The following is a 23,895-nucleotide window of genomic DNA, read 5'->3' on the forward strand; positions in this document are numbered from 1 at the left end:
CTGACCGCTGTTCCGATTATTTTTTAATGTAAAAACAATTTCAGCATCAACAGAGATAAATCACTGGCAATGAATCAATAGTGTTTATAAACATAAGCTATAACCATAATAACGAGATTGACAGCCCCCATGCCCAGCAGGATATTGCTGTACTTTCTTTTCCTGTCGATAAAGCTTATCCCCAGGGTAAAAAAGAACAGCAACAAAGTATATACTGCAGGATACAGATGAAACGCTTCAGAAAATTTCCCTTCAAAAACGAGAACAACAGCTCTCTGGGCGCCGCATCCAAGACATTCCACACCCAGAAATTTCTTACTGGGGCAGGTTAGCATGAAGTCTTCCACTTTCATTTTACGGTTGTATAACTTAATTTATGATGAAATCTTTGCTCTTGTATACTGATGGGGAAAGAAACAGTCTTCTTTCTCTTCAAATGAACCCTGAACTGCCAGATACGGATTTCTCAGAATTTCCCTTGCAACGAAGATCAGATCGGCATCGCCATTCTGAAGGATCTCTTCAGCCTGCCCCACTTCTTTAATTAAGCCTACAGCTCCGGTTTTTACACCGGCTTCATTCCGTACCTGCGAGGAAAAAGGTACCTGATAGCCATCGAAAACTGGGATTTTCGCCCCGTGAATATTTCCTCCGCTGGATACATCCACCAGATCAACGGAATGCTCTTTCAACACTTTTGCAAGTTCTACACTGCTTTGAATATCCCACCCGTATTCGGCGTATTCTGTTCCGGAAATTCTTACAAAAAGAGCTGTATTTTCATTAAGTTCTTCATTGACTGCCTCTACGATTTCAATGAGAAACCTGATCCTGTTTTCAAAGCTTCCCCCATATTCATCGGTCCTTACATTGGATAAAGGTGACAAAAACTGATGAATGAGATAGCCGTGGGCACCATGTATTTCAATGATATCAAACCCAGCCTTTACAGCTCTTGCAGCTGCTTTTTTAAAATCCTGAACAAGATCTTTGATCTCGTCTGTACTCAACACGTGAGGAATCCTTTCAGACGGATGATAGGGAATCGGACTCGGTGCTACGGTTTCCCAGCCTTCTTCCAAAGGGATCTGCAGATTATTCCAGGTTGAGCCTTTTCTTCCTGCATGAGCCAGCTGAATCCCGATCTTACTTTCTGAATTATTGTGGACAAATTCTACAATTTTCTGTAGTTTTTCTGCCTGCTCATCATTCCAGATTCCCATACAATGGTTTGTAATTCTGCCTCTCGGTTCTACTCCGGTAGCTTCCACTACGATCAAACCCGTTCCTCCCTGTGCCCTGCTTCCGTAATGTACGAAATGAAAATCATTAGCCAGCCCGTTCTCACAGGAGTACATGCACATAGGAGACATTACCCATCGGTTTTTTAACTCTACATTTCTGAATTGTATTGGTGTATATAACATTGTATCTTTTAAAAAATTTAAACGTTGCTCCGGAAGAATAAATATTGCCCACTTCATTAAAAAGAACTAATTTTACCCCCCTTTTTTAGTCTACAATATATGAAAAAAGACATACAGATCAGTTACGAATATTTTAAGAATAGCAGCGAGCTGAGCGATATAGAGAAAAAATTATTTGAAAAAGCCAAAGAAGCCCGTGAGAACGCCTATGCACCTTACTCACAGTTTTTCGTAGGATGTGCAGTGCTGTTGGAAAACGGAGAAATCTATTCCGGAAACAATCAGGAAAATGCGGCTTTCCCATCAGGACTTTGTGCTGAAAGAACGACCCTGTTCTGGGTTGCTGCCAACTTTCCCGATGTGAAAGTAAAAAAGATCTTCGTCGTAGGAGGTCCCAAGGAATTTCATGAGAAGAACCCTCCTATTCCTCCTTGTGGAGCCTGCCGCCAGAGCTTGATAGAGTATGAAACCAAGCAGAATGAAAACATTGACCTTTATTTCTCCAGCATGAATGAAGAGGTGGTAAAGGTACATGCCGTAAAGGATCTGCTGCCTTTTTATTTTGATTCTACGTTCTTGTAAGGACGGAAATAATCATTTTATTTGCTATTTGTGGCGGTTATAACGCAGTACTCAATTTTATCGGAGATAAACTATTTTTGTGTTTAACCGCTGGCACATCAGATTCTCTACAGATTTTAATAAAAACAAAGCTGCCCCATCCCGGAAACAGCTTTGTTTTTTTGTTTTATTCTTCAGATTCTACTTCTTCATTCTCATCATCTTCGTACTGCTCAAGATAGTAGCTGAAGCTGAAATCTTCCACTTCTTCCTCCGCATCCTCCAGGGTGGTCAGCAGGTCTTCGAAAATTTCCAGCTGATCTACGGTCATATTGACGAATTCCAGGTGTAGGGGCATTTCAAGATCTCCCGTAATGGTGTCGAAGAGGGCATCCAGATTATCTCCGAAATGTTCCGGCAACTGAATTTTTTCCTTTAACTGGGCGTAAAAATCTTCATAATCGCCGATGTCTGTAAAATCGATATATACTGTCTTCATATTGAACTAAATTTCCAATTTTTATTGATTAAAAAAGTTTTGCATTTCCGGCAGAAACCCGTTTCTTCATCGGTGGGATTTTTGCCTTCTGCATCTCTCATAAAACACATTTTTTCTGGGCAATGCGGAAGCCCTTGTGTATGACCAAGTTCGTGTATGGCTAGTTTGTAAAACTGCTCATCTGTATTTTCTCTGCTCAGCCTGTATTTTGAAGCAACGCAGGCTTTTCCGGGTCTGTATCCCAGTCCCATAATGCCAAAGTCTCTGATCTTACCTCTGGCAGCGCTGATATCTTTTGAAGTTAAGCCAATGGTCACAAACCCGTCTTTTGTTCTGCTGTTTAAAAACTTAATGATTGAATCTGCTCTGTACCGGTTTCTTTCTTTATAATAAGCATTTTCAGGAAAGTCTATTGCACTCAGAATTTTCACATTCGGATATACCTTTTTTATTCCTTCCGTTATTTTGTCTACGGCATCAGATTCAAGATCTTTGAACGGCTGTATAAGTATGATTACAGCCGGTTTTTCTATTTCTTTCCTTACCGCTTCTTTTTCTGAACACGATAGCGTCAGAAAGAAAACTGATGAAAGGTAAAAAATGTTTCTGATTTTCAAAAGTTCTTATAATTTAATAACTCATTATTCAGTCATTTCGAACGGACTATTACTGTTTTTCAAAGCTTTTATAGTGGTTTTTGGTAAGGTATACATCGCCGTTTCCGGTAAAGATGATACGGTCTGCATTTCTTCCGCCACAATGGTAGTTGACATCCGCTTCAAAGTATTTTTCTCCGTCCGGCAGCCTTCCTTCCCTGTTTCCGAATTTATCTCCTCCGATAGCTTTTCCCGGCAACACCTCACAAAGGTTACCTTTTGAAGGATTCCATCCCTGTTTTCTGGCTTCGTTCTTGGTGATATAATAATCCGGCAGCTGATGATTCTTTTTTACATAGCTGATCACTTTTCGTTCTTCCGTCAATTCGTCAATCGAAACCTGTGTGGCAGGAGTTCCGGCACTGTGCTGACCATCCGTAGAGCTGCTGCCATAGTGTACGGCTTCCGACTTTGGATTTGACTGATTTTTTTTGTCTTCAATAAAATTCTTGTAGACATACATCACAGACATTCCGAAAAGAAGTCCCAGACACATAAAAAGTACGGCTCTTATTTTGCTGTTCATCATATTTTTATAAGTAACAATTACAGGCTCCTTATCCTTCTCTCCATTCCTCAGGAATATCACAGATCGGGATAGGTTCCATTTTATGTTTGGCTGCTTTATGCATTCTGTCGAAGATCAGAAAGACTTCTTTATCTCTTCCTTCATAGTCTTCGGCTGTTTTGGTGCCGTATTCTTTCTGAATTTTTTCCAGTTCCGGATAGGTTGCCCCAATCTGCTGTTCATCAGTTCTGTCCACATCCCAAAGTCCGTCTGTCGGAATGGCTTCCTGGATGCTTTTGATCAGGTTCAGTCCTTTGGCAAGGGTATACACTTCTGTTTTATAAAGGTCTGCGATCGGGGAAACATCTACCCCGCCATCGCCATATTTTGTATAAAATCCGATTCCGAAATCTTCTACTTTATTTCCTGTTCCGCATACCAAAAGCCCGTTCAGCTGCCCGTAATAATACAGGGTAAGCATTCTAAGACGGGATCTTGTATTGGCAAAAGCCAGTTTTTCGTTAGGATACAGATCATCCTTTACGTCAAAGGTTTTATAAAGTTCTTCAAAGGCAGGTGTGAGATCTACTGACATGATTTCCACATTAGGAAACCTTGATTTCAGATCGTTCATATGGTCTTTTGCACGGTCTACCTGATCGGCTTTCTGACGAATCGGCATTTCTATTAATAATGTTTTCAGGCCGGTCATTGCTGCCAGTGTGGAAACCACTCCGGAATCCACACCTCCGGAAACTCCTATCACATATCCGTTCACTCTGGCTTTTGTAGCATAATCTTTTAACCATCCTACGATATGATCTATCACTTTTTGTGTCTGCATCGTTTATATTTTTTTAATCTATTCCAAATTCTTCAGGATACTTTACGATCCCTTTTCTATTGTTTAATCCGTTTTTTACCAGTTCCAACGCCATTCCGTTTTCTTCCGGAATCTCAAACGGAAAAGAGATCCCAAAATTACTTGTTTTTTCGTAACCAAACCTCGGATAATATTTTTCATGCCCGATCAGGATTACGGATTGATATCCCAATTCCCTGGCAATACGATGTCCTTCCGTGATCAATTTACCTCCAAGTCCCTGGTTCTGAAATTCCGGTTTAACGGACACAGGGGCTAAGGCCAATGATTCAAAAGATTCTGAACCGTTGACAATTTTTATTTTTGTAAACAGGATATGCCCTGCAATTTTTCCATTTTCATTCTCTGCCACCAATGACAATTCCGGAATAAAAGCATCAGATTTCCTAAGCTTCTCAACAAGGAAATGTTCCTGATGGTCACTGTGCTCCATTTCGCGGAATGCTTCTTCAGTAAGCTGAAAAACCTGCTGATGGTCTTTTTCTTCTTCCTGTCTTATTGTTATCATCTTTATTCAATATAGTTTTCACGTTTCAGTTCATACCAAAAGCAAATACCGTCAGGTTCTTCAAACTCACTTGTTTTCTGAAAGCCCAACTTTCTTAAAATATGGTTGGAAGCATCATGTTCTGAGTGGGCATATGCATAAATAGCCTCGGCATTCAGTTCATTAAAACCATATTCAAGAGAAGCCACCCCGGATTCCATGGCATAGCCTTTTCCCCAGGATTCAGGAATAAAACGGTAGCCAAGCTCCAGCACATTCTGATAGCCATTCACTTCTTTTGTCAATAATTTCAATCCGCTCCATCCTATCACCAGCCCGGTTTCTTTTTCAACGACGGCCAGTCTTCCTACACCGTTTTCTTCATATTGTTTACGGATCATCCTAATCACTTCCTTTGACTCGTTGATGTCCGTCAATGGAGGAACGCCAATATATTTCATTACTTCAGGATCGGAATCCATCAGGAACATCTGTTCAAAATCAGCGTCTTCGAGTTCTCTTAAAATCAGTCTTTTGGTTTCTATTTTCATGTTATCAGTTTGTTATTCAGCACCAAAAATGGTTACATCTGTTTTCATACCTTTCTTAATATCTGTTTCTTTCACAGCATTGCCGGCAACATTCAGGGTCTGCAAAACAGGATTTCCGGATATATCGATCTTTTGAATCCTGTTATGCTCCAGGTTCACTTTTCTCAGATGTTTGAGGCTGGAAAGATCTATTGTTTTTAACTGATTTAAAGATAATGTTAATTGATCAATTTTTGGTGTTCCATTCAATGAAACACTTTCCAACAGATTATTATCCAGATATAAAGATGTCAGGTTCTTCAGATTTTCTCCTTTGAATACGACAGCTTTACATCCTGTACATGAAAACAACTCCAGATGATCAAGATTGCTGACGGCAATATTTGAAATCACATTATCATCCAGCACCACCATTTTTACATTTTTAAAAAGGTTCAGGTCATCTGCCGAAGAGATTCCTTTGTGAGCCAGGAACAGATTCGAGATCGTATTCAACTCCACAGGCTCCAGTATTCCGTTCCTGTTCTGATCAAAGTTTTCAAGGACTGCTTTTTCAAAGTTTTTATCTTTAAATACAGGTTTTTGTCCGTAGAAAAAGGGAAGTCCACAAATAAGGCTGAGCGCTGTAAATATTTTAATTTTCATCTCATATTGTCTATTTAATCCTTATTTTTGTAAACTTAAAATCCATGTAAAAATAATGAAGATTTTTAGATATATCGCACTTTCTTCTATTTTAGTTGCAGGCATGAATTCCTGTAAAAAAGAATCTGAAAACCAATGGAAGGTAGAGGTAAAATCCCCTGCTGAAAAAGTGGAGATCACAGATATTTCCAAAGAATTCTATGACCAGAATGTTCCGTTGGAGCAATTTAAAGCTAAATTCCCATGGTTTCAGGGAAGCGTTTCTGATGCTGATTTCGGAAAGAGAAGAGCTGATGCTGAAGAAATAAAAATCTACAGGGAAGCCATCGGTAAAATAGACCAGGCTAAGCTTCAAAATGAGCTTCAGAGTTTATTTTCACATATTCATTATTACTTTCCGAAGTTTAAAAGTCCTAAAGTTTACCTGTTTTCATCTGCATTGCAAATGGTTCAGGATCCTATCTTCTATGATCAGAAAGGTAACCTTCTGTTTATAGATGTTACCGGCTTTATGGGAGAAGGAAATACTCATTATAAAGGATTGGAGTTATACTTCCAGAAATCAATGAATCCTCAGAATATCGTGCCTAAGGTTTCACAGCTTTTTGCGGAAAACATTGTTACGGAATCTCCAGACCACCAGAAATTCATTGATCAGATCATTCTGAACGGAAAAGTGATGATCCTTCAGGATGCTTTTCTTCCTGATTTCCCGGATTATCTGAAAATGAATTATACCCAGAAACAGTATGAATGGGCCACCGGCAATGAAGCCAATATCTGGAACTATTTTGTGGAAAGCAACCTGATCTTCGGTGATGATCCGAGACTGGGAGAACGTTTTATCGCTCCGGGACCTTTTTCAAAGTTTTATACGGAGATTGACAACGAATCTTCACCGCAAATCGGAATTTTTACAGGATGGCAGATCTGCAAGGCTTACCTTAAAGAAAAACCTGAAACAAAACTGACTGATTTCCTGAAAATGGATGCAACCACCATATTTAATCAGTCCGGTTATAAACCGAAACTTAAATAATAGAAAATTTAGAATTTAGAAAAATAGAAAAAATGAGAAAGACTCAGATTACGATAGATGTAGAGCTGGATGAAAACCACGTTCCTGAAAACATCACCTGGAATGCACAGGACGGAGGGATTGAAAAGGAAGAAACCAAAGCAACAATGATTTCTGTATGGGATGACAAGACAAAAGAGGCTCTGAGAATTGATCTTTGGACTAAAGAAATGCCTGTAGACCAGATGAAAATGTTTATCCACCAGATTTTAATTTCTTTAGGAAACACGTACCAGAGAGCTACCGGAGAAGAAGATGTAGCACAGTGGATGGAAGAAATCGCAGAAGAGTTTGCAGTAAAATCGGCAATTAAATAACAACAAATTTGAAAATGTGTCAATTTTAGAATTTGAAAATGAAAGTCTTATCTTTATAAGGCTTATTTATTTTCAAATGACCTTATATTCAAATTATCAATTTATATCAATATGAATTTTAATACTAAAGTAATTCACGGAGGGCAGCATCATGAGTCTGCAACGGGTTCTGTAAATGTTCCTGTATTTTTGACCTCTACGTTTGCACAAAAAAGCCCGGGTGTACATTCCGGATATGAATATTCAAGAGCTGCCAACCCTACAAGACAGGCATTGGAAGATTCTCTGGCAAGTATTGAAAACGGAGCCAGAGGTTTGGCTTTCGGTTCCGGACTGGCTGCCATCGACTGTGTTTTGAAATTATTGAACCCTGGTGATGAAGTGATTGCTGTAGATGATCTTTACGGAGGTACCTACAGAATGTTTACCAGACTTTTTGAAAAATATCAGCTGAAGTTCACTTTTATCAATTTTGATGATGTATCTAAAATTGCAGATGTGATCACAGACAAAACCAAACTGATCTGGGTGGAAACTCCAACCAACCCACTGATGAAACTGGTAGACATCAAAGCTGTAGTGGAAATTGCTAAAGGAAAAGATATCTTAGTGGCTGTAGACAATACTTTTGCCACTCCTTATATCCAGAGACCTATTGATCTGGGAGCTGATATCGTAATGCACTCCGCAACGAAATATCTTGGCGGACACTCTGACGTTATCGCCGGAGCTCTTATAGCCAAAGATGCTGAGCTGGGAGAAAAGCTCCACTTCATTCAGTTTGCAAGTGGCGGTATTTTAGGACCTCACGATTCTTACCTGGTACTGAGAGGGATCAAAACACTGGCCTTAAGAATGCAGAGACACTCTGACAACGGTCTTGCCGTAGCAAAATATCTTGAATCTCATCCTGCAGTAGATAAAGTAATCTACCCCGGATTGGAATCTCACCCTCAATATGAACTGGCAAAATCTCAGATGAAAGAATCGGGAGGAATGGTCTCATTCACTTTCAAATCCGGAAAGAAAGAAGATGCAATTAAATTTTTAGAAAAGGTAAGAGTATTTACTTTGGCAGAGTCTTTAGGTGGTGTGGAATCTTTAGCGAATCACCCGGCCTTAATGACCCATGCTTCTATTCCTGCTGAAAAACGTGCTGAACTGGGCATTACCGATGACCTGGTACGTTTGAGCGTTGGTATTGAAGATGCAGAAGATCTTATTGCAGATCTTGAGAAAGCTTTTTCTTAATATACAATACATGAAATGAGAAGGATTGATTAATTCTTCTCATTTTTATTATCATCACAAACTAAACATGAAAAATACCAGAAAAGCCACTTCAGCCGATCTTCCGCAACTGGCTGAATTATTTGATCAGTACAGAATATTTTACCATAAAGAATCTGATCTTCAGGCAGCAGAAAATTTTCTCAGAGAAAGAATTGAGAATAAAGACTCTGAAATTTTCGTTGCAGAGGAGAATGGCAATCTTACGGGCTTTGTACAGCTTTATCCCATATTTTCATCTACAAGAATGCAGCGTTACTGGCTGCTCAATGATTTATATGTCAACCAGGATCACAGAGGAAAAGGATATTCCAAAGCACTGATCGAAGAATCTAAAGACCTTTGCCGGTCATCAAAAGCCTGCGGTATCCTTCTGGAAACAGGAAAAAGCAATGACATCGGAAATCAGCTGTATCCTGCATGTGGTTTTGAACTCTATGATTCGGTAAACTTCTATGAGTGGAGCAATTCATAAGTAATGAGTAATTATTAATGAGTAATAATTTATACTTGAATCACTTAACCCGCATCACGAACATCTAACAACTTATAACACAAACCATATGACAGATTTTCAGAAATACATTCAAAGATATTTAGATCAGATTCCTTCAGGAAACTGGCTGGAGCAATTAAAAATTTCAGGAGAGAAAACAGCCGGAATCTATGCCAACCTTACTGAAGAACAGTCCAGATTTGCCTATGCCGAAGGAAAATGGACCTTGAAAGGATTACTGTTACATTTATCCGATACGGAAAGGGTTTTTCAATACCGGATCCTCGCTTTTGCAAGAGGTGATAAAAATAACCTTCCGGGATTTGATGAAAATGAATACGCCGATCAGTCTTTTGCAGAGGAAAGAAGTCTTGAATCTCTGTTAGAAGAATACAAACTGGTCAGAAAATCTTCTGAGATCCTGTTGGAAAACCTTCGTCCTTCCGCTTTACAAAACAAAGGAACTGCCAATGGCCATGAAATTTCCGTAGAAACCATCGGAAAACTTATTGTGGGCCATAATTATCATCACCTGAATATTATTGAGGAGAGGTATTTATCGAAATTGGGGTTCATGTAATAAATGGGTTAAAGCCCATTTCTATTGAATAAAGCAAATGTCTTCAATATTTCAATCGGAAAACATTAATAGGAACGGGCTTTAGCCCGTTTTTCTAAAAACATATGTTCCGTTGGCTTTAGCCCAAACCTATTACAACACCATCGTATTTATAACGCATTTTTTTGTCTAAAATTCACAGATTATCTACCTTTACCCAGCGATTTGAATGGTATAAAAATATGGAACACATTATCGAGATATTACAATCCGGCGGAACGATTCTTTACCCTACAGATACGATCTGGGGAATTGGTTGTGATGCTACCAATATAGAAGCAGTCAATAAAATTTTTGACATCAAGAAGCGTGAAAAGAACAAATCCATGATCATTCTCGTAGAGTCTGAGAAAAGACTTCAGGATCTGGTAGATGTTCCTGAAATGGCATGGGAAATCATTGACCTGAGTGAAAAGCCGGTAACTATTGTTTACGAAAATCCAAGAGGTCTGCCTAAAGAACTTCTTGCAGAAGACGGAAGCATTGGAATCCGTCTTGTGAAAAATGATTTCTGTAAAAAACTGATTTCCAAACTGAACAGACCTCTGGTTTCTACTTCGGCTAATTTCAGTGGGGAAAAAAGTCCGTTGAAGTTTTCTGATATTTCAGAAGAAATGGTAAAACTTGTAGATTATGCTGTGGAAGAAGACAGGGAAAAAGTTTCGAAATATTCAGGTTCTTCGGTAATTAAAATATGGAGTGATAACAGGATAAAGGTTCTCAGAGAATAAGAATTCTGTATCAGTCTGTTTATTTTTCGGAGTCTTGCCTGGTTATATCGGCAGGATTTCTTTTTTTTAGTTTTATCTTTGCACATTCAACTCATAAAAATATATGCTATGAATCATCAGGATTTTGCTCAACTATGGGTCAATGCATGGAATTCTCATGATTTGGAGAATATCCTTTCTCATTATTCTGAAGATATTGAAATCACGACTCCTATGATAGCCCTGGCTACAGGAGGTAAAGAAAGCTCTCTGCAGGGGAAGGAAGCGGTTCGTGAATACTGGAAAAAGGCGCTGGATAAATTTCCGGATCTTCGTTTTGAACTGATCCATTCCACAGCAGGTGTAGATTCCGTGGCATTATTTTATAAATCTATTATGGATAAGCATGCCGTAGAGGTGATGTTTTTTGATGAGGAAGGGAAAATTAACAGAATGTATGCTCATTATGATTAATGAGCTGCAAGGGTAGAAATTGACACTATTATTAACGATGAAAATTAATCTTAACCAAAATAAAAATTTAAAACTTTTCAAAATCATTTCTGAAGCTGCGGAAAGGAACAATCAGTCTGTATATATTGTAGGCGGGTACGTTCGTGATCTCCTGATGAAAAGGAAAGCATCTACAGATATCGATTTTGTGACGGAACAAAGCGGTATTGAGCTGGCTCAGAATGTCGCTCAGGATATCGATCCCAAATTAAAGGTTTCCATTTTCAAAACCTATGGAACAGCCATGATCAAATATAAAGATCTTGAACTGGAGTTTGTAGGGGCCAGAAAGGAAAGTTATACGGAAAACAGCAGAAAACCCGAAGTGGAAGGCGGCAGCCTGGAGGACGATCAGAAGAGAAGGGATTTCACCATCAATGCAATGGCTATCTCTTTAAATAAAGATAATTTCGGTGACCTCATCGACCCTTTCAATGGGATTAAAGACCTCGAAAAAGAGATTTTGAGAACACCTCTTGAGCCTGCCCAGACGTACTCTGATGATCCGTTAAGGATGATGAGAGCCGTACGTTTTGCTTCTACTTTACATTTCACTATTGAAGAAGGATCTCTGCAAGCGATCAAACAGGAAGCAGAAAGAATCAAGATTGTTTCTATGGAAAGGATCATGGTAGAATTTAATAAGATCATGATGTCTTCAAAGCCTTCTGTCGGTTTAAAGCTGATGGAGCAAACGGGACTTCTGAAACTGGTGATTCCTGAACTGATCGAACTAAAAGGTGTAGAAGAGGTTGAAGGACAGACCCATAAAGACAACTTCTACCATACGCTGGAAGTTGTTGACAATATTTCTGAAAATACGGATAATCTTTGGCTTCGCTGGGCTGCACTGCTTCATGATATTGGAAAAGCTCCTACGAAAAAGTTTGTAGAAGGGACAGGCTGGACTTTCCACGGGCACGAATTTCTGGGCTCAAAAATGGTAAAAGCTCTTTTCCAGCGCCTGAAACTGCCATTGGGAAGTGACATGAAATATGTTCAGAAAATGGTAAAGCTTTCCTCCCGTCCTATCGCTCTGATTACGGATGATGCCTCGGATTCTGCATTAAGAAGGCTTTTATTTGATGCCGGAGAAAATCTTGAGGATCTTTTTACTCTTTGCAAGGCTGATATTACAACCAAAAACTCTAAAAAGCAGGAAAAGTTCAAAAAGAATTTTGAATATGTAGCGGTAAAGATCAAAGAAGTGGAAGAAAAGGACCAGGTGAGGAATTTCCAGCCCCCTATCACCGGAGAGGAGATTATGACCATGTTTAATCTTAAACCGGGCCGTGAAATCGGAATTCTGAAAGAGAAAGTAAAGGAAGCAATTCTGGAAGGTGAGATTCCTAATGAAAAGAAAGAAGCTACGAAATTTGTGATTGCTGAAGCAGAAAAACTGGGATTAACAATTTAATCTTTATTGAATATAATAATAGCCCGGCGGGATGTTCCATCCCGCCGGGCTATTTGTTTCTAGTAGAAACAAAGCCGGCCGGTTTCGAAGAAACCGGCCGGAAAAAAACACAAATGATGAAAAAAAATAAAAAATTATATATCGCCTAAGCGTTGTTTTTAATTTTTATAGAATCCATTAGTTCCGATTCCTGCAGTGAAATTTCTTAATAAATTACCGTTAACAGCATCATAAACATTTACTTTACCATCTGTTGTATAGTTTGCATCCGCTGCAAAAATTTTACCGTCAATTACATTAAATCCATAAACATCACCTACAGCCGTTGCAACAGGTTTTACCGGAATAGTTGAAGATCCGATAGTCATTGCATAGATCTTATTTGTATTGGTGATAAAATAAAATCTATCATTATCAGCGCTAAGCTTTTGTACTTTTGGTATTGCCGTCAAAGTTGTTGTTTCATAAGTTCCATTGGCGGTGTTAATTTTATAAATGAATGAATTAGTATCACCCGAAACCAGTACATAAGCATTTCCTTTATATGAAATAAGGTCTCTGATAATTCCTTCATTGGGAAGATTTACTGTTTGGCTGATTACATTTGTAGAAGGATTTACAATAGTAACAGTATATCCCGTTGGAATCGCATTCCAGTTGGCATCGTAGCCTACACCATCGGATTGTACTACAATGCTGCCATTTGCTTCAACTACTTTTTCAGCAGCATTTGTAAGATCAATACTTTTTACGAAAGAGTTATCTGAAATATTATAAATATTAAGTTTTCTCTTATGTGTATCAAAATTACTATTAGTTACATAATATTGTTTTCCTGAAAAAGCAATATATCTTGCTCCGTCAAGGTTTGAGGTTACAGTAGTCTGCTTCTTGAATGTATAGCGATCTACAATGTCAATTTTATTCGGGATATTAGAAACCAAATAAGCACGGTCTCCATTGAAACCTATACTTTGAAGTACCTTCCCTAATGGCTCATTATTATTATTTACGCCATAGATCTTATTAAATACCGTTGCAAGATTATTGCTGATATAAGAAACTTCAGAAGTTGTCGTTGTAAACCCACCTTCGTTGGAAATAATCACTCCGGAGTCAAATCTAAGTGTTCCGTCAATTGTTTCTTCAAAACTACTGTCAGTGCTACATGAAACGTTGAAAAGTAACATGGAAGCAGCTACAAGAGATAAAATTTTTCTAATATTCATATGTAAATTAATTTATTCTAAAAATTGATATTTAAATTGATACTGTAATTTCTTTTAGGTAACGGATAAGAAAGCATTGTATAATATGTTTCATTAAGAATATTATTAACTTTAAATCCTATCGTATAATTTTTAAAAACAGTTGCTTCTACCCCGGCATTCAGTACAAAATAGGGAGTGAGAGCATAAGCTTTTGTCTCATTAGAGTCGGTATAAGTTGATCCGTTAAACATCCCCTGCACATATAATTTCATAAAATCATAATGATAATCTATATTTCCGGTAAATTTATGTAAGGGAACATACATCAATTGCTTTTGAATATCGAGATCTGTTGACCTGGTATAGGAATATCCCAGATTAGATTTCAAAATATGCTTTCCAAACTGTTTTTCTAATTCCAACTGAGTTTCCAGTCCATATGCTTCCACTCTATTAGTATTGGAAGCAGCATAATATCCGGCAGGAGTTTGGAGCCAACGGATCATATCCTGAATTTTCATATAATAAGGAGCTACAGAAAGTTTAAAGACTCCCATTTTAAAAAGGTTTCTCAACTCAAATTGATAAGAGGTTTCAGGTTTTAAATCTTTATTTCCTCCCAGAGCCCAATACAAATCATTAAATGAAGGCGCTCTGAAATTTCTTGAAACATTTAATTCCAGCTCATACCATTTTGCTGTATTCCATTTTCCTGAGAAAGAAAATAAAGTTGGCGAACTTATGTCTTCAACAAAATCTTTTTTAATTCCAGCTTCAAAACGTAAATCCTTTGTTGGGAAATAACGAAGTAAGGCCGAAACAGCCCCTGCATTCCTACTAATATCTCCAATTCCTGAACTCCCCTCTCCTTTTCCTTTATTGGTCTGAAATTCACCAATAATATTGATATTCCATTTTGAATTTAGAAAATAATTGAAATCGTTTTTTAAAATATAGTTTTTTCCTGTTCCTCCACTACTTGCAGGCTTGCCAAGAGTACCAAAATATTGAAAATTCTCTTCTGTGTAAGCAGCCCTGAATGAATTACTGAATTTTGTATTATTCCAATCCCATGAAACAAGACTCCGAAGATTCTGAGTTTCATACTTTGTTTTATTTTCCAGATCTCCGAAATGAACAGGATAATGTTGTTTTCCATCAAAAATCTCTGATATCCAGGAAACCTGATGTTTCGGAGCTATCTTATAGGCAACTGCTATATTAATATTAGTATTATAATACTGTCCATTATCATTGTTATAAATTTTTCTGTAATCTTCCTCAACTGTATAATCGTTTTTACTTATCGAGTGATTTCCCGAAACCTTAAAACTGAACTTATCATTACTGTAAGAACCTTTCACAAAGTTATTATAGGTATTAAAAGATGCTACCTCAGAAAATAGGGCCCCGTGAAAACCTTTATTAAAATCAAGGGTATTATTGAGGTGAATACTCCCGCCAATGGCTCCGCTGCCGTAGATAACACTCCCTCCGCCAGCTTTTATTCCGATCTGGTCATAGCCGAACGCAGCAATATTATTGATATCTCCCTGTCCTAAAAAATTAGAGTTGATATTAATGCCGTTCCATACAAAAGCAGTCTGCTGAGCAGTAGTTCCTCTGAAAGATGGAGAAGAAACCGCTCCACGGCCATTTTCTTTAATATAAACCTGAGATTGAAATCTGAGAAGTTCGGAAAGGTTGGTTGAGTTTTTTTCAACTTCTTCTGCTGAGATGGTTTTTACAGGATGAAAGAGCTTCACTCTGCTCATCTGATTGTCGAAAACATAAATAGTATCTATGGTCTTCTCCTGTGCTAAAAGAAAACAGCCATAAGACGAAAAAAACAGTACTAAAGATCTTTTTATACCCATATTCTTTTACTTTTCCTCCGAAAGCAATATGTTTTTTAAATTATAATTCCGGCAGGTCTCCTGACTTTCGCTTTCTGCACCTTCCCGTTTTCACAGTGGTTTTTTACAGAAATTTTTATTGCGATCTACAGTTGCGGGGACAGTCCGGGAGTTACACCCGATTCCCTTTTCATTCCAAAATACTGGAAACCAAAATTTTTGCAAAGATAGTTTTTTATATGTATTGGACAAAAACCAGACATATCGCCCAAAGCACTATGTTTTTCCGACATATATACAAAAGAGCAGCTGCTCTCATTACTGAAAACAGCTGTTCATACCACTACTTGTATTTAATATGAAATTATTTTTTGATGAATTTATAAGTCTGCTGTTTTCCTCTTTTTACCGAATATTGAAGAATATAATCCCCATTGGATAAAGATGATACATCAATACGGTCTTCTACAGCATCATATGATTTTACTTTTTGTCCTGCCATATTATATATTTCCGCCTTTTCAATTTTTTCTGTTCCCTTGAAATACAGGATATCAGCAACAGGATTAGGATAAATACTTATTGTATTTTTATCTTTTAATAGTTCTTTGGTAGACAGGTAGCTGGTAAGATCCAGATAAAAAGCAACCATCTGATTGGAAGAATCGGTCCCCATACCTGCAATTTTCTTTCCGTCCTGGGAAATGGCAAGAGGCAGCCCCATCGTTACCCCGTTGGTATTAATACCTAATCCTACTGCATAATCATTAAGATTAATACGTCCGCTTTCCGATGTCCAGATAAAACCTTCTCCTGACATTGGCGGTGCTCCGAATGCCCTGTAATAGCCAATGACTTTTGTACCGTCTGCAGAAATTCCTGTAGCGCCTCCTTTGAAGAAGAATGAGGCATTGGGATGCGTTATATAAGTAAGCCCGTTTGTAGCATTCCAGACATAGGGATTAGGGTTTCCGGCTCCTATAATCGTGTTTCCGTCCGCAGAAATGCCCCCTGCTTCACCTACGTTATTCCCGTTACCATCTGTAATGAAGGTCTCGGCTCCATCTACCCATTTTGCACCGCTTCTTGTTCCTGTTGGTTCATCCTGCCATCCTACAATCACCATTCCGTTGGCACTTATGGCATTTGCCCTTGAACTTCTTCCCGGTACTATACTTCCCAGGTCTACCATTCCGCCGGTTTCATCCCATTTCACGGCATGTGCATTGGCTGCAGTAAGAAAGCCCAGCCCTACAATCGTATTTCCGTCCGTTGACATTCCCCATGTAGAGCTTACACTCCCATCCCAGCCGGTAGGTACAAGGCCTCCCCTGTTTACCCATGTGGAAGTTGCTATATCATAAGTTGATATTTCATTAAATCCTGTTGCGGTATTGGTAACTGAAGAGGCTATTTTCTTTCCGTCATTAGAAACAACGGTTCTTCCTGCAGCCGGATATCCGTTGGAGATCATTCCTATCTGTTCAAGTCCTCCGGCGGCAGTCCATTTATATATTCCGCCGGCACTGGTATGCATACTCACGATTCCACTGTCAGAAACTGAGCCTACATTATAATTTCCCAAGCCCATTACCGTAAGCTGTGCTTCCGCAATATTAAAATTAAGAAAGAAATAAGCCGCCAATACTTTCATTGACATTTTGTAAATTTTTCTCATATATTATTATATTTAGTATTTGAAATTATTGAAAACAATATTAATCTTATATTTACCAAAATAAAAGAATTTGACTTTCACAATTCATGAATTTCAAAAGAATTAAAAACATAAAACACTGATAACAAACGACATAAAAACAATCCGTTTTGAAGACAGATTTCAGAAGAATCATTCAAAAAAAATTAAAAAGCAATATATTATCCGTAAAAATGACTGAAAGTAGTAGACGGGTTTTAGGGTTGCTGTTTATATTGTATTCCATCGTCATCAATGGACAATCCGGTCCCGACTTCAATATTCTGGCAGATAAGGCCTTCCAGAAACTCTATCAGAATCCTGACGACTGCATCAGCTATTCACAGGGGCTTCTTGTAAGTGATCAGGGAACGGAGCATAAAATAATACTTCAGAACATCATTTCGCAAGCTTTTGCCATGAAAGGTGACTACGTACAGTCTGTCAATATTTATTCTCAAAAAGAAGATGCCGGTCTGAAGAAAGATCTTTCTTATTTCTTACAGGTTTTTGGAGATTACAGCCTTGCAGATCAATATCAGAATCTGGGATTGTATAGCCAGTCAAAGAAAATTATTACGGCCCTTTTATCTGATTCCAGGCTACTGAAAAGTACGGATCCGAAATTAAAAACAACAGCTGCCAAGCTTTTCCAATTGCAGGCTATCAACTTTGGAATCAATAAAAATTATCGTGCAGGATTGGAAAATCTTGCTAAAAGCGATCAATACCTGAACCATCATGACGAAGAGAGCAGGATCATTAGGATTGAAAACAATATCTTCCGTTCTTCCTATCTGATGAGACAAAATAACCCGGAAGACTCTAAACAGCTCATAGAACATGTGATTTCAGATCTTGAACAAAGGAAAAACTCTCCTTTCCTTCTCAGTTTAGCCTATGAAAGCTTATCCCGGTATTATTTTTTAAAACAGGATTATAAAACATCAGCTGAAAAACTGGAAACCGGACTCTCATTGATCGAAAAACTTCCTTTCAACAATTTAAAAATAAAAATCTATGAATCTCTTTCAAGGAATTATTTTGCTCTCCATGACGATGTGAAGTATCACCAATACAATAAATCCTATACTGATCTGAAGACCCAGAACGATGCTCATACAAGAGAAGGAATACGGTATATTGTAAAACTCATGGAAACCAATCAGAACAAAAACCTTGAATTTCAGAAGCAGAATTACTTAGGATCACTTTGGTTCTTCATCCTTACCTTACTTTTGATCATCATTGGATTGCTGGTCTTTTTTCTGATCATCAGAAACAAAAATAAAGACTTAAAAAAGCAATTTGATTTTTTTGAAAAGCAGAGCCAACTGAAACAGAAAAACAACTCTGTAACAAACAGTTCAACAGAAAAGGCTGAAGTGCTGGAAAAAGTCCAGGGTAAAGACTCCGGCAAAATTTCAAAGGAAAAAGAGGAAGAAATTCTCCGTAAACTCGAGGAATTCGAACAGTCTGACCGTTATCTGAACAAAAGTATGTCACTTTCCGCACTTTCTTCTCAAATGGAGATCAATACCAAATACCTTTCGGAAGTCATTAATACCAGCAAAGGAAAGAATTTCAACGGGTATATTAATGAATTAAGAATCAATCATATTGCTCACCTTCTGAGGACAGAACCGTCGTTTCTTAATTATAAAGTAAGTTATCTGGCTGAATATTCGGGATTTTCATCGCACAGTGCCTTTACTACGGTTTTCAAATCAGTTACCGGAATGTCTCCCAATGCCTATATTCAGGAAATCAGCAAAAACAAAACATCATGAAGCATGTCTTTACAATAATTGCCTGCCTTTGCTTTTGTATCTTTATGAAGGCGCAACCTGGCGGAAATAATACCGTTATAAAAAAAGCCCGTCTTGAAATTTATGATAACCCTGACAACGCCATACGGATCGGAAAAAATTTATTAAAAAAGAACAATGATGTCAACGCTTCCATTGAAATATATATCCTGCTTTCAACGGCCAATATTGCCAAGAGGGACTTTAATGAATCCTTGAAATACATTTTAAAAGCTAAAGAACTTTCACAAAAAATAAATGATCCTAAAAAGCAGGCCAGCGTTCTGGTGATGGTTGCTATACAGTATCAGCAAATGGAACTTTTCAGCAAAAGCCTTGAAACCCTGAATGAAGCGGATCAGTATCTGGCTAAGATTCCGGAGAAAACACCGGAAAAGTACATAGAAACAGCCACAAGCTATGCCATAAGAGGAATGATCTATAAAAGCCAGTCGAATTCTGAAATTGCCCTGGAAAAATTTTTGATCTCAATAGCCAATTTCGAAAAGGTACCTGTAAAGACAACTACTTATTCCAATATGAGTGTTGTGTATTATAATATTGGTTACTGCTATCTCAACCTGGATCAGATTGATAAGGCACAACAGGCATTTGTACAATCCATCAGTTATGCCCGGAAAAACCATGCTAAAAGTCTGGAAGCATTTGCCCTGAAAGGAATGGCGGAAGTACACAAACAGAAACGTGAAAACCAGACAGCGCTGGATCTTCTGCTAAAGGCTGAAAACCTCAGCAGAAATACCGGCGATATTATCCTCAATGAAGGAATTTATAAGGAAATGGCAGATAATTATCTGGCAATGGGAAAACAGGACCTGTACCAGTTTTATAATAAGAAATACTTTGAGATGCACTTCAAAAGGAAGCAAAATGAACTGGCTTCCATTAATCAGTCTATAGATAACTATAATAAAGAAAGTGCTGTAAAAAGCAAAAAACTGAAATCTTATTACCGCTCTGTGAAAATTATTGCCGGTATTACCGGAATCCTGATCATCAGTGTTTTGTTATATTTTATTTTGAAAATAAGAAAACAAAACAGGACCTATCAAAAGGATATACAGCAAATGATCCGCACACTATAGCATCTAAATAAAAAGACATTCCCGCAGGAATGTCTTTTTTGTATCGTTTATATTCAATTTACTGACCCATAACTTCCGTGATAGGATTTCCTACACTTCCGCTTGGGAACTGAATTTTCAGTAAAGAAGAGACAGTAGGGGCAATATCAGTCATATGATAAGCCTTGTTACTTTCTCCCTGCTTCACCCCCCATCCCATGAAGATCAAAGGAATGTGTGAATCGTAAGAGTTCCATACGCTGTGCGTAGTTCCTGTTTTCGAATATGGAGGAAGCATAGAATCATGAGAGATCAGCTGGATATCCCCGCTTCTCTGTCTGTTGATTCCATTGATAATTCTTTGTTTGATCGGTTCCGGAATGCTTGATTCCTGTACTTTATCTACAGAAACGGCATAGAGAACGGTAGGATCTTTTTCAAGCTCTTTTACAGTGTAATTTCTTACATCATCCAATTCAAGTTTAGCATCTGCCAGCACTTTTCTGTCAAAATAAATCTGATAGTTATCGATTGCGTTGATCAGTTTATCGGCTCCGAATTTATCTTTCAGCTTCTGGTTAAGGTTCTTTTCTGCATCTTCGCCAAAGAAACCTGTCGGGATCTTATGTTCTTTAAGGAAACCTACAGAATGTGCTCCACCATGGTCAGCAGAAAGGAAAACGGTATATTCACCTTTTCCAACTTTTGAATCCAGGTATTTGAAGAATTCCGCCAGATCCTGATCCAGCCTGATGTAAACATCTTCCACCTCAATAGAATTGGGACCGAATTTATGCCCTGCATAATCCGTAGAGGCAAGGTTGATCGCTAAAAAGTCTGTAATATTATCTCCACCCAGTTTTTCGCCTTCTACAGAAGCTTCCGCCAGCTTCAGTGTCAATGTATTTCCGAAAGGAGTATATCGGATATTGTCTTTTTTGGTCTGATAATCCTGAGCTAAATTATTATAAGGGAAAGTAGGTGTTTTGGAGCTTCCCAGTAATCCTTCCCAAGGAGAATTGTCCGGTGCACTTTCTGTATACTGGCTGATAGGAAGTAAGGTATTCCAGCCGTTGGCTACCAGTTTCTCCGGTAAATTCTGAGCGTTGAAAGATTTTACCCACTGAGGAAGATCATTCATGTACCATGTACTTGTAATGAAATTTCCGGTACTGTCATCAAACCAGAATGCTCCGTTGGGCGTGTGGCCTGCAGGAAGAATAGAGGCTCTGTCCTTCAATGAAACCCCGATTACTTTTCCCTGAAAATTGGTTGCCAGTCTCAATTCATCGGTTACTGTAGTAGACCAAAGATTCTTCGGAGAGTGGCTTCCCGTTTTGATATTGGTGGTTCCTACCGGCTGAACGTTCTCATCTGCTGTACAATATACGCCCTTTCCTGTTTCTTTGTCTGTCCAGTCATTTCCGGCAATTCCGTGAATGGCAGGTACAGATCCCGTATAGATACATGTATGCCCCAAAGCGGTAATGGTAGGCACATAAGGGATGTGTACATTGTTTAAAGAATATCCTGTGTTCAGTAATCTTTTGAAACCGTCATTTCCATACTTACCATAAAAACGGTATAAATAATCCCAACGCATCTGGTCTACAACCAGTCCTACAACTAATTTCGGTCTTTCGAGTTGGGTATTTCTGTTCTTCTGTGCATTGATTGTAACTACGGACAAAAAAGTAGCTGCCGCAATTGAAATATTCCTAAGCATCCAAGTAAAATTTTATTGACCACAAATTTAAGGGTTTTGAAAGTTTTGGAGTGTGAAATTTTATTTAATTTTGAATTATTGTGCAATTCATCAATCTATTCCTCTATGATTTTAGGCGTATACTGGTATTTTAAATTTCCTGAGCATTTGTATCATTTTAAATTTTTCAGATTCCTGCCGGGCTATGGAGGCCATGCTGACAACCCTGCTGAACTGGAAACAAAAGTAGAAGTAAAGAATACCGGTGATATCCTCACCAAACTGGAAGACCTGAAAGCCCAGTTTCCCCGGACCTATCTGCACATTCATATCTGTAATAACAGACTGGTGATAAGTACAGGTGATCATATGCTTTTTGATTACAATTTTCAGTTTGCTGTAGAAATAGAAGCGCTGCTGATCCGTGAGAATGCCATTTTACTCGACAGCCGGACTCCTATCGAAATACAATCCACTAAGGTTTTCCGCCCTGAAAATCAGGAATATGAAACCATAGAACATCGTTTTATTCAAATGGTAGGTTCTGACTTTAAAAGGAATAATGCTGAAAATTATTCTGTCAGGATCGACTGTAATCTGCCTCTGACGGATAAAAGTGCTCTCATTGAAGATCTCGCTCAGATCTGCAAGGAAGAAAATATCAATGTGTTTTATTATCATGATGCTGATTTTAACAATCACTGTAACCTGATGCTTTTCTTTACCAATGGCAGACAGGAAAAAGACAGTATCCAAAAGGTGCATATCAATTCCTTCGGAAGTAAGGTACGCCATCTTACTGAGAAATATCCTCTGCTCCATTTCGGCCATATTGAAGGTTTTAAATACTATCCGGTCCATAACACCCATGTAAGGCTGATGGTAGATGAAGACTATATTTTAAATGAAAAACAAAACCCTTTTTAATTCAATAGTATGATCAAATTCAAATATATTATCCTATACGTAGAAGATGTGGAGCAATCCATGAGTTTTTATAAAAATACTTTCAACACAGAAATAAAATTTATCACTCCTGAAAAAGATTACGGAGAACTGATTACCGGAGAAACCACAATCTCATTTGCCTCTGTAAACCTGGCAAGTTCCAATATCAAAGAAGGTTTTTTAACTTCAAAAGCAAATGCAAAACCTTTCGGAATAGAACTGGGATTTGTAACCGACGATGTAGAAACATTGGTTGCAGAAGCAGTAAAAAACGGAGCTATTCTCTATGAAGATATTGCTGTAAAACCCTGGGGGCAAAAAACAGCCTACATCAAAGACCCTGATAATTATCTGGTAGAAATCTGCACTGAAATTCAATAATAGTCTCTATGGAAATAAGAAAATTACAAAAATTAACAGCTAATCCCAGCTCAGAATGGGGACACAACGGCTATTCAACAAATACCATATACTCACTCTCGTCCATTGAATTTTCAGGTTCTTTTGAATTTTTACTAAAAGAAAAGCATTTGCCATACACCAAAGCCTGGGAAACAACTTTGGAATATATTGATGAACTGAATCTAATCATTGAAAAAGACCACTCTTTCGGGGCTTTTGTCAATAATGAGCTGGCCGGCTGGATCATCTGTGAACACAGGACATGGAACAACAGCTTTTATATCGAAAATATACTGATTGATGAGAAACACAGGAGACAGGGTATTGGTATCATGCTGATTAAAAATGCAATTAAAGAAGCACGAAAATTAAACTGCAGAGTCATTGAGCTTGAAACCCAAAATACCAATTACCCAGCCATACAGTTTTACCGACGAATGGGATTTAATATCACAGGACTGAATACAAGACTGTATGAAAATTCTGAAGAAATAGCCCTTTTCATGACCTTAGATCTGGAATAAGCA

At 38.1% G+C, this 23,895-nt stretch carries 27 protein-coding genes and 1 riboswitch; of the genes, 14 read left to right on the top strand and 13 right to left on the bottom strand.

What is annotated here, in order from left to right:
• Nucleotides 1-74: 74 nt before the first annotated feature.
• Both BBI00_RS11180 and namA read right to left on the bottom strand, forming a co-directional pair.
• Nucleotides 75-353 (bottom strand): DUF2752 domain-containing protein, encoded by a 279-nt coding sequence (locus BBI00_RS11180; protein ID WP_065398843.1) that lies wholly within the window; start codon nucleotides 351-353, stop codon nucleotides 75-77.
• A 21-nt stretch (nucleotides 354-374) separates the two neighbouring features.
• Nucleotides 375-1,427 (bottom strand): NADPH dehydrogenase NamA, encoded by a 1,053-nt coding sequence (gene namA, locus BBI00_RS11185; protein WP_065399713.1) that lies wholly within the window; start codon nucleotides 1,425-1,427, stop codon nucleotides 375-377.
• Between the two features lie 99 nt (nucleotides 1,428-1,526).
• Here namA and BBI00_RS11190 point away from each other — a divergent pair, with 99 nt between their 5' ends.
• On the top strand, nucleotides 1,527-2,009 hold the full coding sequence (locus BBI00_RS11190) for a cytidine deaminase (protein ID WP_065398844.1): 483 nt from the start codon (nucleotides 1,527-1,529) through the stop codon (nucleotides 2,007-2,009).
• Between the two features lie 166 nt (nucleotides 2,010-2,175).
• Here the strand turns inward: BBI00_RS11190 and BBI00_RS11195 are convergent, their stop codons facing one another.
• Genes BBI00_RS11195 through BBI00_RS11225 form a run of 7 tightly spaced genes read right to left on the bottom strand, consistent with a single transcriptional unit; the run spans nucleotide 2,176 to nucleotide 6,217 of the window.
• Nucleotides 2,176-2,487, bottom strand: coding sequence for a barstar family protein (locus tag BBI00_RS11195; RefSeq protein WP_065398845.1), 312 nt, complete (start codon nucleotides 2,485-2,487; stop codon nucleotides 2,176-2,178).
• Nucleotides 2,484-3,104 (bottom strand): Zn-dependent protease, encoded by a 621-nt coding sequence (locus BBI00_RS11200; protein WP_228394751.1) that lies wholly within the window; start codon nucleotides 3,102-3,104, stop codon nucleotides 2,484-2,486. Before BBI00_RS11200 ends, BBI00_RS11195 begins: the two co-directional genes overlap by 4 nt.
• Before the next feature lie 49 nt (nucleotides 3,105-3,153).
• On the bottom strand, nucleotides 3,154-3,669 hold the full coding sequence (locus BBI00_RS11205; protein ID WP_065399715.1) for a ribonuclease domain-containing protein: 516 nt from the start codon (nucleotides 3,667-3,669) through the stop codon (nucleotides 3,154-3,156).
• 31 nt (nucleotides 3,670-3,700) lie between these two features.
• A complete protein-coding gene (nadE, locus tag BBI00_RS11210; protein WP_065398846.1) occupies nucleotides 3,701-4,495 on the bottom strand; it encodes an NAD(+) synthase in 795 nt (264 codons plus the stop codon).
• A gap of 13 nt (nucleotides 4,496-4,508) precedes the next feature.
• Nucleotides 4,509-5,042, bottom strand: a complete 534-nt coding sequence (locus BBI00_RS11215; protein ID WP_065398847.1) for a GNAT family N-acetyltransferase — start codon at nucleotides 5,040-5,042, stop codon at nucleotides 4,509-4,511.
• Between the two features lie 2 nt (nucleotides 5,043-5,044).
• On the bottom strand, nucleotides 5,045-5,572 hold the full coding sequence (locus BBI00_RS11220; RefSeq protein WP_065398848.1) for a GNAT family N-acetyltransferase: 528 nt from the start codon (nucleotides 5,570-5,572) through the stop codon (nucleotides 5,045-5,047).
• A gap of 12 nt (nucleotides 5,573-5,584) precedes the next feature.
• Nucleotides 5,585-6,217, bottom strand: coding sequence for a leucine-rich repeat domain-containing protein (locus BBI00_RS11225; RefSeq protein ID WP_065398849.1), 633 nt, complete (start codon nucleotides 6,215-6,217; stop codon nucleotides 5,585-5,587).
• Nucleotides 6,218-6,272: 55 nt separating this feature from the next.
• Here BBI00_RS11225 and gldB point away from each other — a divergent pair, with 55 nt between their 5' ends.
• From gldB to BBI00_RS11265, 8 genes are all read left to right on the top strand, one after another.
• Nucleotides 6,273-7,256, top strand: a complete 984-nt coding sequence (gene gldB, locus BBI00_RS11230) for a gliding motility lipoprotein GldB (protein ID WP_083988479.1) — start codon at nucleotides 6,273-6,275, stop codon at nucleotides 7,254-7,256.
• Between the two features lie 32 nt (nucleotides 7,257-7,288).
• Nucleotides 7,289-7,612, top strand: a complete 324-nt coding sequence (gene gldC, locus BBI00_RS11235) for a gliding motility protein GldC (protein ID WP_027374510.1) — start codon at nucleotides 7,289-7,291, stop codon at nucleotides 7,610-7,612.
• 111 nt (nucleotides 7,613-7,723) lie between these two features.
• Nucleotides 7,724-8,863, top strand: coding sequence for a cystathionine gamma-synthase (locus tag BBI00_RS11240; protein WP_065398850.1), 1,140 nt, complete (start codon nucleotides 7,724-7,726; stop codon nucleotides 8,861-8,863).
• A gap of 67 nt (nucleotides 8,864-8,930) precedes the next feature.
• A complete protein-coding gene (locus BBI00_RS11245) occupies nucleotides 8,931-9,377 on the top strand; it encodes a GNAT family N-acetyltransferase (protein WP_065398851.1) in 447 nt (148 codons plus the stop codon).
• An 88-nt stretch (nucleotides 9,378-9,465) separates the two neighbouring features.
• On the top strand, nucleotides 9,466-9,978 hold the full coding sequence (locus BBI00_RS11250; RefSeq protein ID WP_065398852.1) for a DinB family protein: 513 nt from the start codon (nucleotides 9,466-9,468) through the stop codon (nucleotides 9,976-9,978).
• Nucleotides 9,979-10,199: 221 nt separating this feature from the next.
• Nucleotides 10,200-10,748: an L-threonylcarbamoyladenylate synthase gene (locus BBI00_RS11255; protein WP_065398853.1), complete on the top strand. Its 549-nt coding sequence runs from the start codon at nucleotides 10,200-10,202 to the stop codon at nucleotides 10,746-10,748.
• A 108-nt stretch (nucleotides 10,749-10,856) separates the two neighbouring features.
• Nucleotides 10,857-11,201 (top strand): nuclear transport factor 2 family protein, encoded by a 345-nt coding sequence (locus tag BBI00_RS11260; RefSeq protein WP_065398854.1) that lies wholly within the window; start codon nucleotides 10,857-10,859, stop codon nucleotides 11,199-11,201.
• A gap of 37 nt (nucleotides 11,202-11,238) precedes the next feature.
• Complete coding sequence (locus BBI00_RS11265; protein ID WP_065398855.1) at nucleotides 11,239-12,657, top strand: CCA tRNA nucleotidyltransferase; 1,419 nt, start codon at nucleotides 11,239-11,241, stop codon at nucleotides 12,655-12,657.
• 158 nt (nucleotides 12,658-12,815) lie between these two features.
• Here the strand turns inward: BBI00_RS11265 and BBI00_RS11270 are convergent, their stop codons facing one another.
• The 3 genes from BBI00_RS11270 to BBI00_RS11280 form a co-directional block, all read right to left on the bottom strand.
• Entirely contained in the window at nucleotides 12,816-13,886 is a 1,071-nt protein-coding gene (locus BBI00_RS11270; RefSeq protein ID WP_065398856.1) for a hypothetical protein, read from the bottom strand.
• 17 nt (nucleotides 13,887-13,903) lie between these two features.
• Nucleotides 13,904-15,745 carry a TonB-dependent receptor plug domain-containing protein gene (locus BBI00_RS11275; protein WP_065398857.1) on the bottom strand — a complete coding sequence of 614 codons (1,842 nt, stop codon included), beginning with the start codon at nucleotides 15,743-15,745 and terminating at the stop codon, nucleotides 13,904-13,906.
• Nucleotides 15,746-15,778: 33 nt separating this feature from the next.
• A riboswitch (cobalamin riboswitch) is annotated at nucleotides 15,779-15,954 on the bottom strand.
• A gap of 134 nt (nucleotides 15,955-16,088) precedes the next feature.
• Nucleotides 16,089-17,402, bottom strand: a complete 1,314-nt coding sequence (locus tag BBI00_RS11280) for a T9SS type A sorting domain-containing protein (RefSeq protein ID WP_065398858.1) — start codon at nucleotides 17,400-17,402, stop codon at nucleotides 16,089-16,091.
• A gap of 212 nt (nucleotides 17,403-17,614) precedes the next feature.
• Here BBI00_RS11280 and BBI00_RS11285 point away from each other — a divergent pair, with 212 nt between their 5' ends.
• Both BBI00_RS11285 and BBI00_RS11290 read left to right on the top strand, forming a co-directional pair.
• Nucleotides 17,615-19,210: a helix-turn-helix domain-containing protein gene (locus BBI00_RS11285; protein ID WP_083988542.1), complete on the top strand. Its 1,596-nt coding sequence runs from the start codon at nucleotides 17,615-17,617 to the stop codon at nucleotides 19,208-19,210.
• Nucleotides 19,207-20,334: a tetratricopeptide repeat protein gene (locus BBI00_RS11290; protein WP_065398860.1), complete on the top strand. Its 1,128-nt coding sequence runs from the start codon at nucleotides 19,207-19,209 to the stop codon at nucleotides 20,332-20,334. Before BBI00_RS11285 ends, BBI00_RS11290 begins: the two co-directional genes overlap by 4 nt.
• 58 nt (nucleotides 20,335-20,392) lie before the next feature.
• On the opposite strand, the gene pafA is transcribed toward BBI00_RS11290, so the two are convergent.
• Nucleotides 20,393-22,039 (bottom strand): alkaline phosphatase PafA, encoded by a 1,647-nt coding sequence (pafA, locus tag BBI00_RS11295; protein WP_065398861.1) that lies wholly within the window; start codon nucleotides 22,037-22,039, stop codon nucleotides 20,393-20,395.
• A 105-nt stretch (nucleotides 22,040-22,144) separates the two neighbouring features.
• Here pafA and BBI00_RS11300 point away from each other — a divergent pair, with 105 nt between their 5' ends.
• Genes BBI00_RS11300 through BBI00_RS11310 form a run of 3 tightly spaced genes read left to right on the top strand, consistent with a single transcriptional unit; the run spans nucleotide 22,145 to nucleotide 23,892 of the window.
• Nucleotides 22,145-22,945, top strand: coding sequence for a hypothetical protein (locus tag BBI00_RS11300; protein ID WP_065398862.1), 801 nt, complete (start codon nucleotides 22,145-22,147; stop codon nucleotides 22,943-22,945).
• A gap of 9 nt (nucleotides 22,946-22,954) precedes the next feature.
• Nucleotides 22,955-23,347 (top strand): VOC family protein, encoded by a 393-nt coding sequence (locus BBI00_RS11305; protein WP_065398863.1) that lies wholly within the window; start codon nucleotides 22,955-22,957, stop codon nucleotides 23,345-23,347.
• Between the two features lie 8 nt (nucleotides 23,348-23,355).
• Nucleotides 23,356-23,892 (top strand): GNAT family N-acetyltransferase, encoded by a 537-nt coding sequence (locus BBI00_RS11310; RefSeq protein WP_065398864.1) that lies wholly within the window; start codon nucleotides 23,356-23,358, stop codon nucleotides 23,890-23,892.
• Nucleotides 23,893-23,895: the final 3 nt, after the last annotated feature.

It is taken from the genome of Chryseobacterium arthrosphaerae (assembly GCF_001684965.1).
Taxonomy (GTDB): Bacteria; Bacteroidota; Bacteroidia; order Flavobacteriales; family Weeksellaceae; genus Chryseobacterium; species Chryseobacterium arthrosphaerae.

Bases quoted from the DNA above. Each gene is read 5' to 3' on its own strand.
- BBI00_RS11180 (WP_065398843.1), bottom strand. From the start codon at position 353: ATGAAAGTGGAAGACTTCATGCTAACCTGCCCCAGTAAGAAATTTCTG.
- namA (WP_065399713.1), bottom strand. From the start codon at position 1,427: ATGTTATATACACCAATACAATTCAGAAATGTAGAGTTAAAAAACCGA.
- BBI00_RS11190 (WP_065398844.1), top strand. From the start codon at position 1,527: ATGAAAAAAGACATACAGATCAGTTACGAATATTTTAAGAATAGCAGC.
- BBI00_RS11195 (WP_065398845.1), bottom strand. From the start codon at position 2,487: ATGAAGACAGTATATATCGATTTTACAGACATCGGCGATTATGAAGAT.
- BBI00_RS11205 (WP_065399715.1), bottom strand. From the start codon at position 3,669: ATGAACAGCAAAATAAGAGCCGTACTTTTTATGTGTCTGGGACTTCTT.
- nadE (WP_065398846.1), bottom strand. From the start codon at position 4,495: ATGCAGACACAAAAAGTGATAGATCATATCGTAGGATGGTTAAAAGAT.
- BBI00_RS11215 (WP_065398847.1), bottom strand. From the start codon at position 5,042: ATGATAACAATAAGACAGGAAGAAGAAAAAGACCATCAGCAGGTTTTT.
- BBI00_RS11220 (WP_065398848.1), bottom strand. From the start codon at position 5,572: ATGAAAATAGAAACCAAAAGACTGATTTTAAGAGAACTCGAAGACGCT.
- BBI00_RS11225 (WP_065398849.1), bottom strand. From the start codon at position 6,217: ATGAAAATTAAAATATTTACAGCGCTCAGCCTTATTTGTGGACTTCCC.
- gldB (WP_083988479.1), top strand. From the start codon at position 6,273: ATGAAGATTTTTAGATATATCGCACTTTCTTCTATTTTAGTTGCAGGC.
- gldC (WP_027374510.1), top strand. From the start codon at position 7,289: ATGAGAAAGACTCAGATTACGATAGATGTAGAGCTGGATGAAAACCAC.
- BBI00_RS11240 (WP_065398850.1), top strand. From the start codon at position 7,724: ATGAATTTTAATACTAAAGTAATTCACGGAGGGCAGCATCATGAGTCT.
- BBI00_RS11245 (WP_065398851.1), top strand. From the start codon at position 8,931: ATGAAAAATACCAGAAAAGCCACTTCAGCCGATCTTCCGCAACTGGCT.
- BBI00_RS11250 (WP_065398852.1), top strand. From the start codon at position 9,466: ATGACAGATTTTCAGAAATACATTCAAAGATATTTAGATCAGATTCCT.
- BBI00_RS11255 (WP_065398853.1), top strand. From the start codon at position 10,200: ATGGAACACATTATCGAGATATTACAATCCGGCGGAACGATTCTTTAC.
- BBI00_RS11260 (WP_065398854.1), top strand. From the start codon at position 10,857: ATGAATCATCAGGATTTTGCTCAACTATGGGTCAATGCATGGAATTCT.
- BBI00_RS11265 (WP_065398855.1), top strand. From the start codon at position 11,239: ATGAAAATTAATCTTAACCAAAATAAAAATTTAAAACTTTTCAAAATC.
- BBI00_RS11270 (WP_065398856.1), bottom strand. From the start codon at position 13,886: ATGAATATTAGAAAAATTTTATCTCTTGTAGCTGCTTCCATGTTACTT.
- BBI00_RS11275 (WP_065398857.1), bottom strand. From the start codon at position 15,745: ATGGGTATAAAAAGATCTTTAGTACTGTTTTTTTCGTCTTATGGCTGT.
- BBI00_RS11280 (WP_065398858.1), bottom strand. From the start codon at position 17,402: ATGAGAAAAATTTACAAAATGTCAATGAAAGTATTGGCGGCTTATTTC.
- BBI00_RS11285 (WP_083988542.1), top strand. From the start codon at position 17,615: ATGACTGAAAGTAGTAGACGGGTTTTAGGGTTGCTGTTTATATTGTAT.
- BBI00_RS11290 (WP_065398860.1), top strand. From the start codon at position 19,207: ATGAAGCATGTCTTTACAATAATTGCCTGCCTTTGCTTTTGTATCTTT.
- pafA (WP_065398861.1), bottom strand. From the start codon at position 22,039: ATGCTTAGGAATATTTCAATTGCGGCAGCTACTTTTTTGTCCGTAGTT.
- BBI00_RS11300 (WP_065398862.1), top strand. From the start codon at position 22,145: ATGATTTTAGGCGTATACTGGTATTTTAAATTTCCTGAGCATTTGTAT.
- BBI00_RS11305 (WP_065398863.1), top strand. From the start codon at position 22,955: ATGATCAAATTCAAATATATTATCCTATACGTAGAAGATGTGGAGCAA.
- BBI00_RS11310 (WP_065398864.1), top strand. From the start codon at position 23,356: ATGGAAATAAGAAAATTACAAAAATTAACAGCTAATCCCAGCTCAGAA.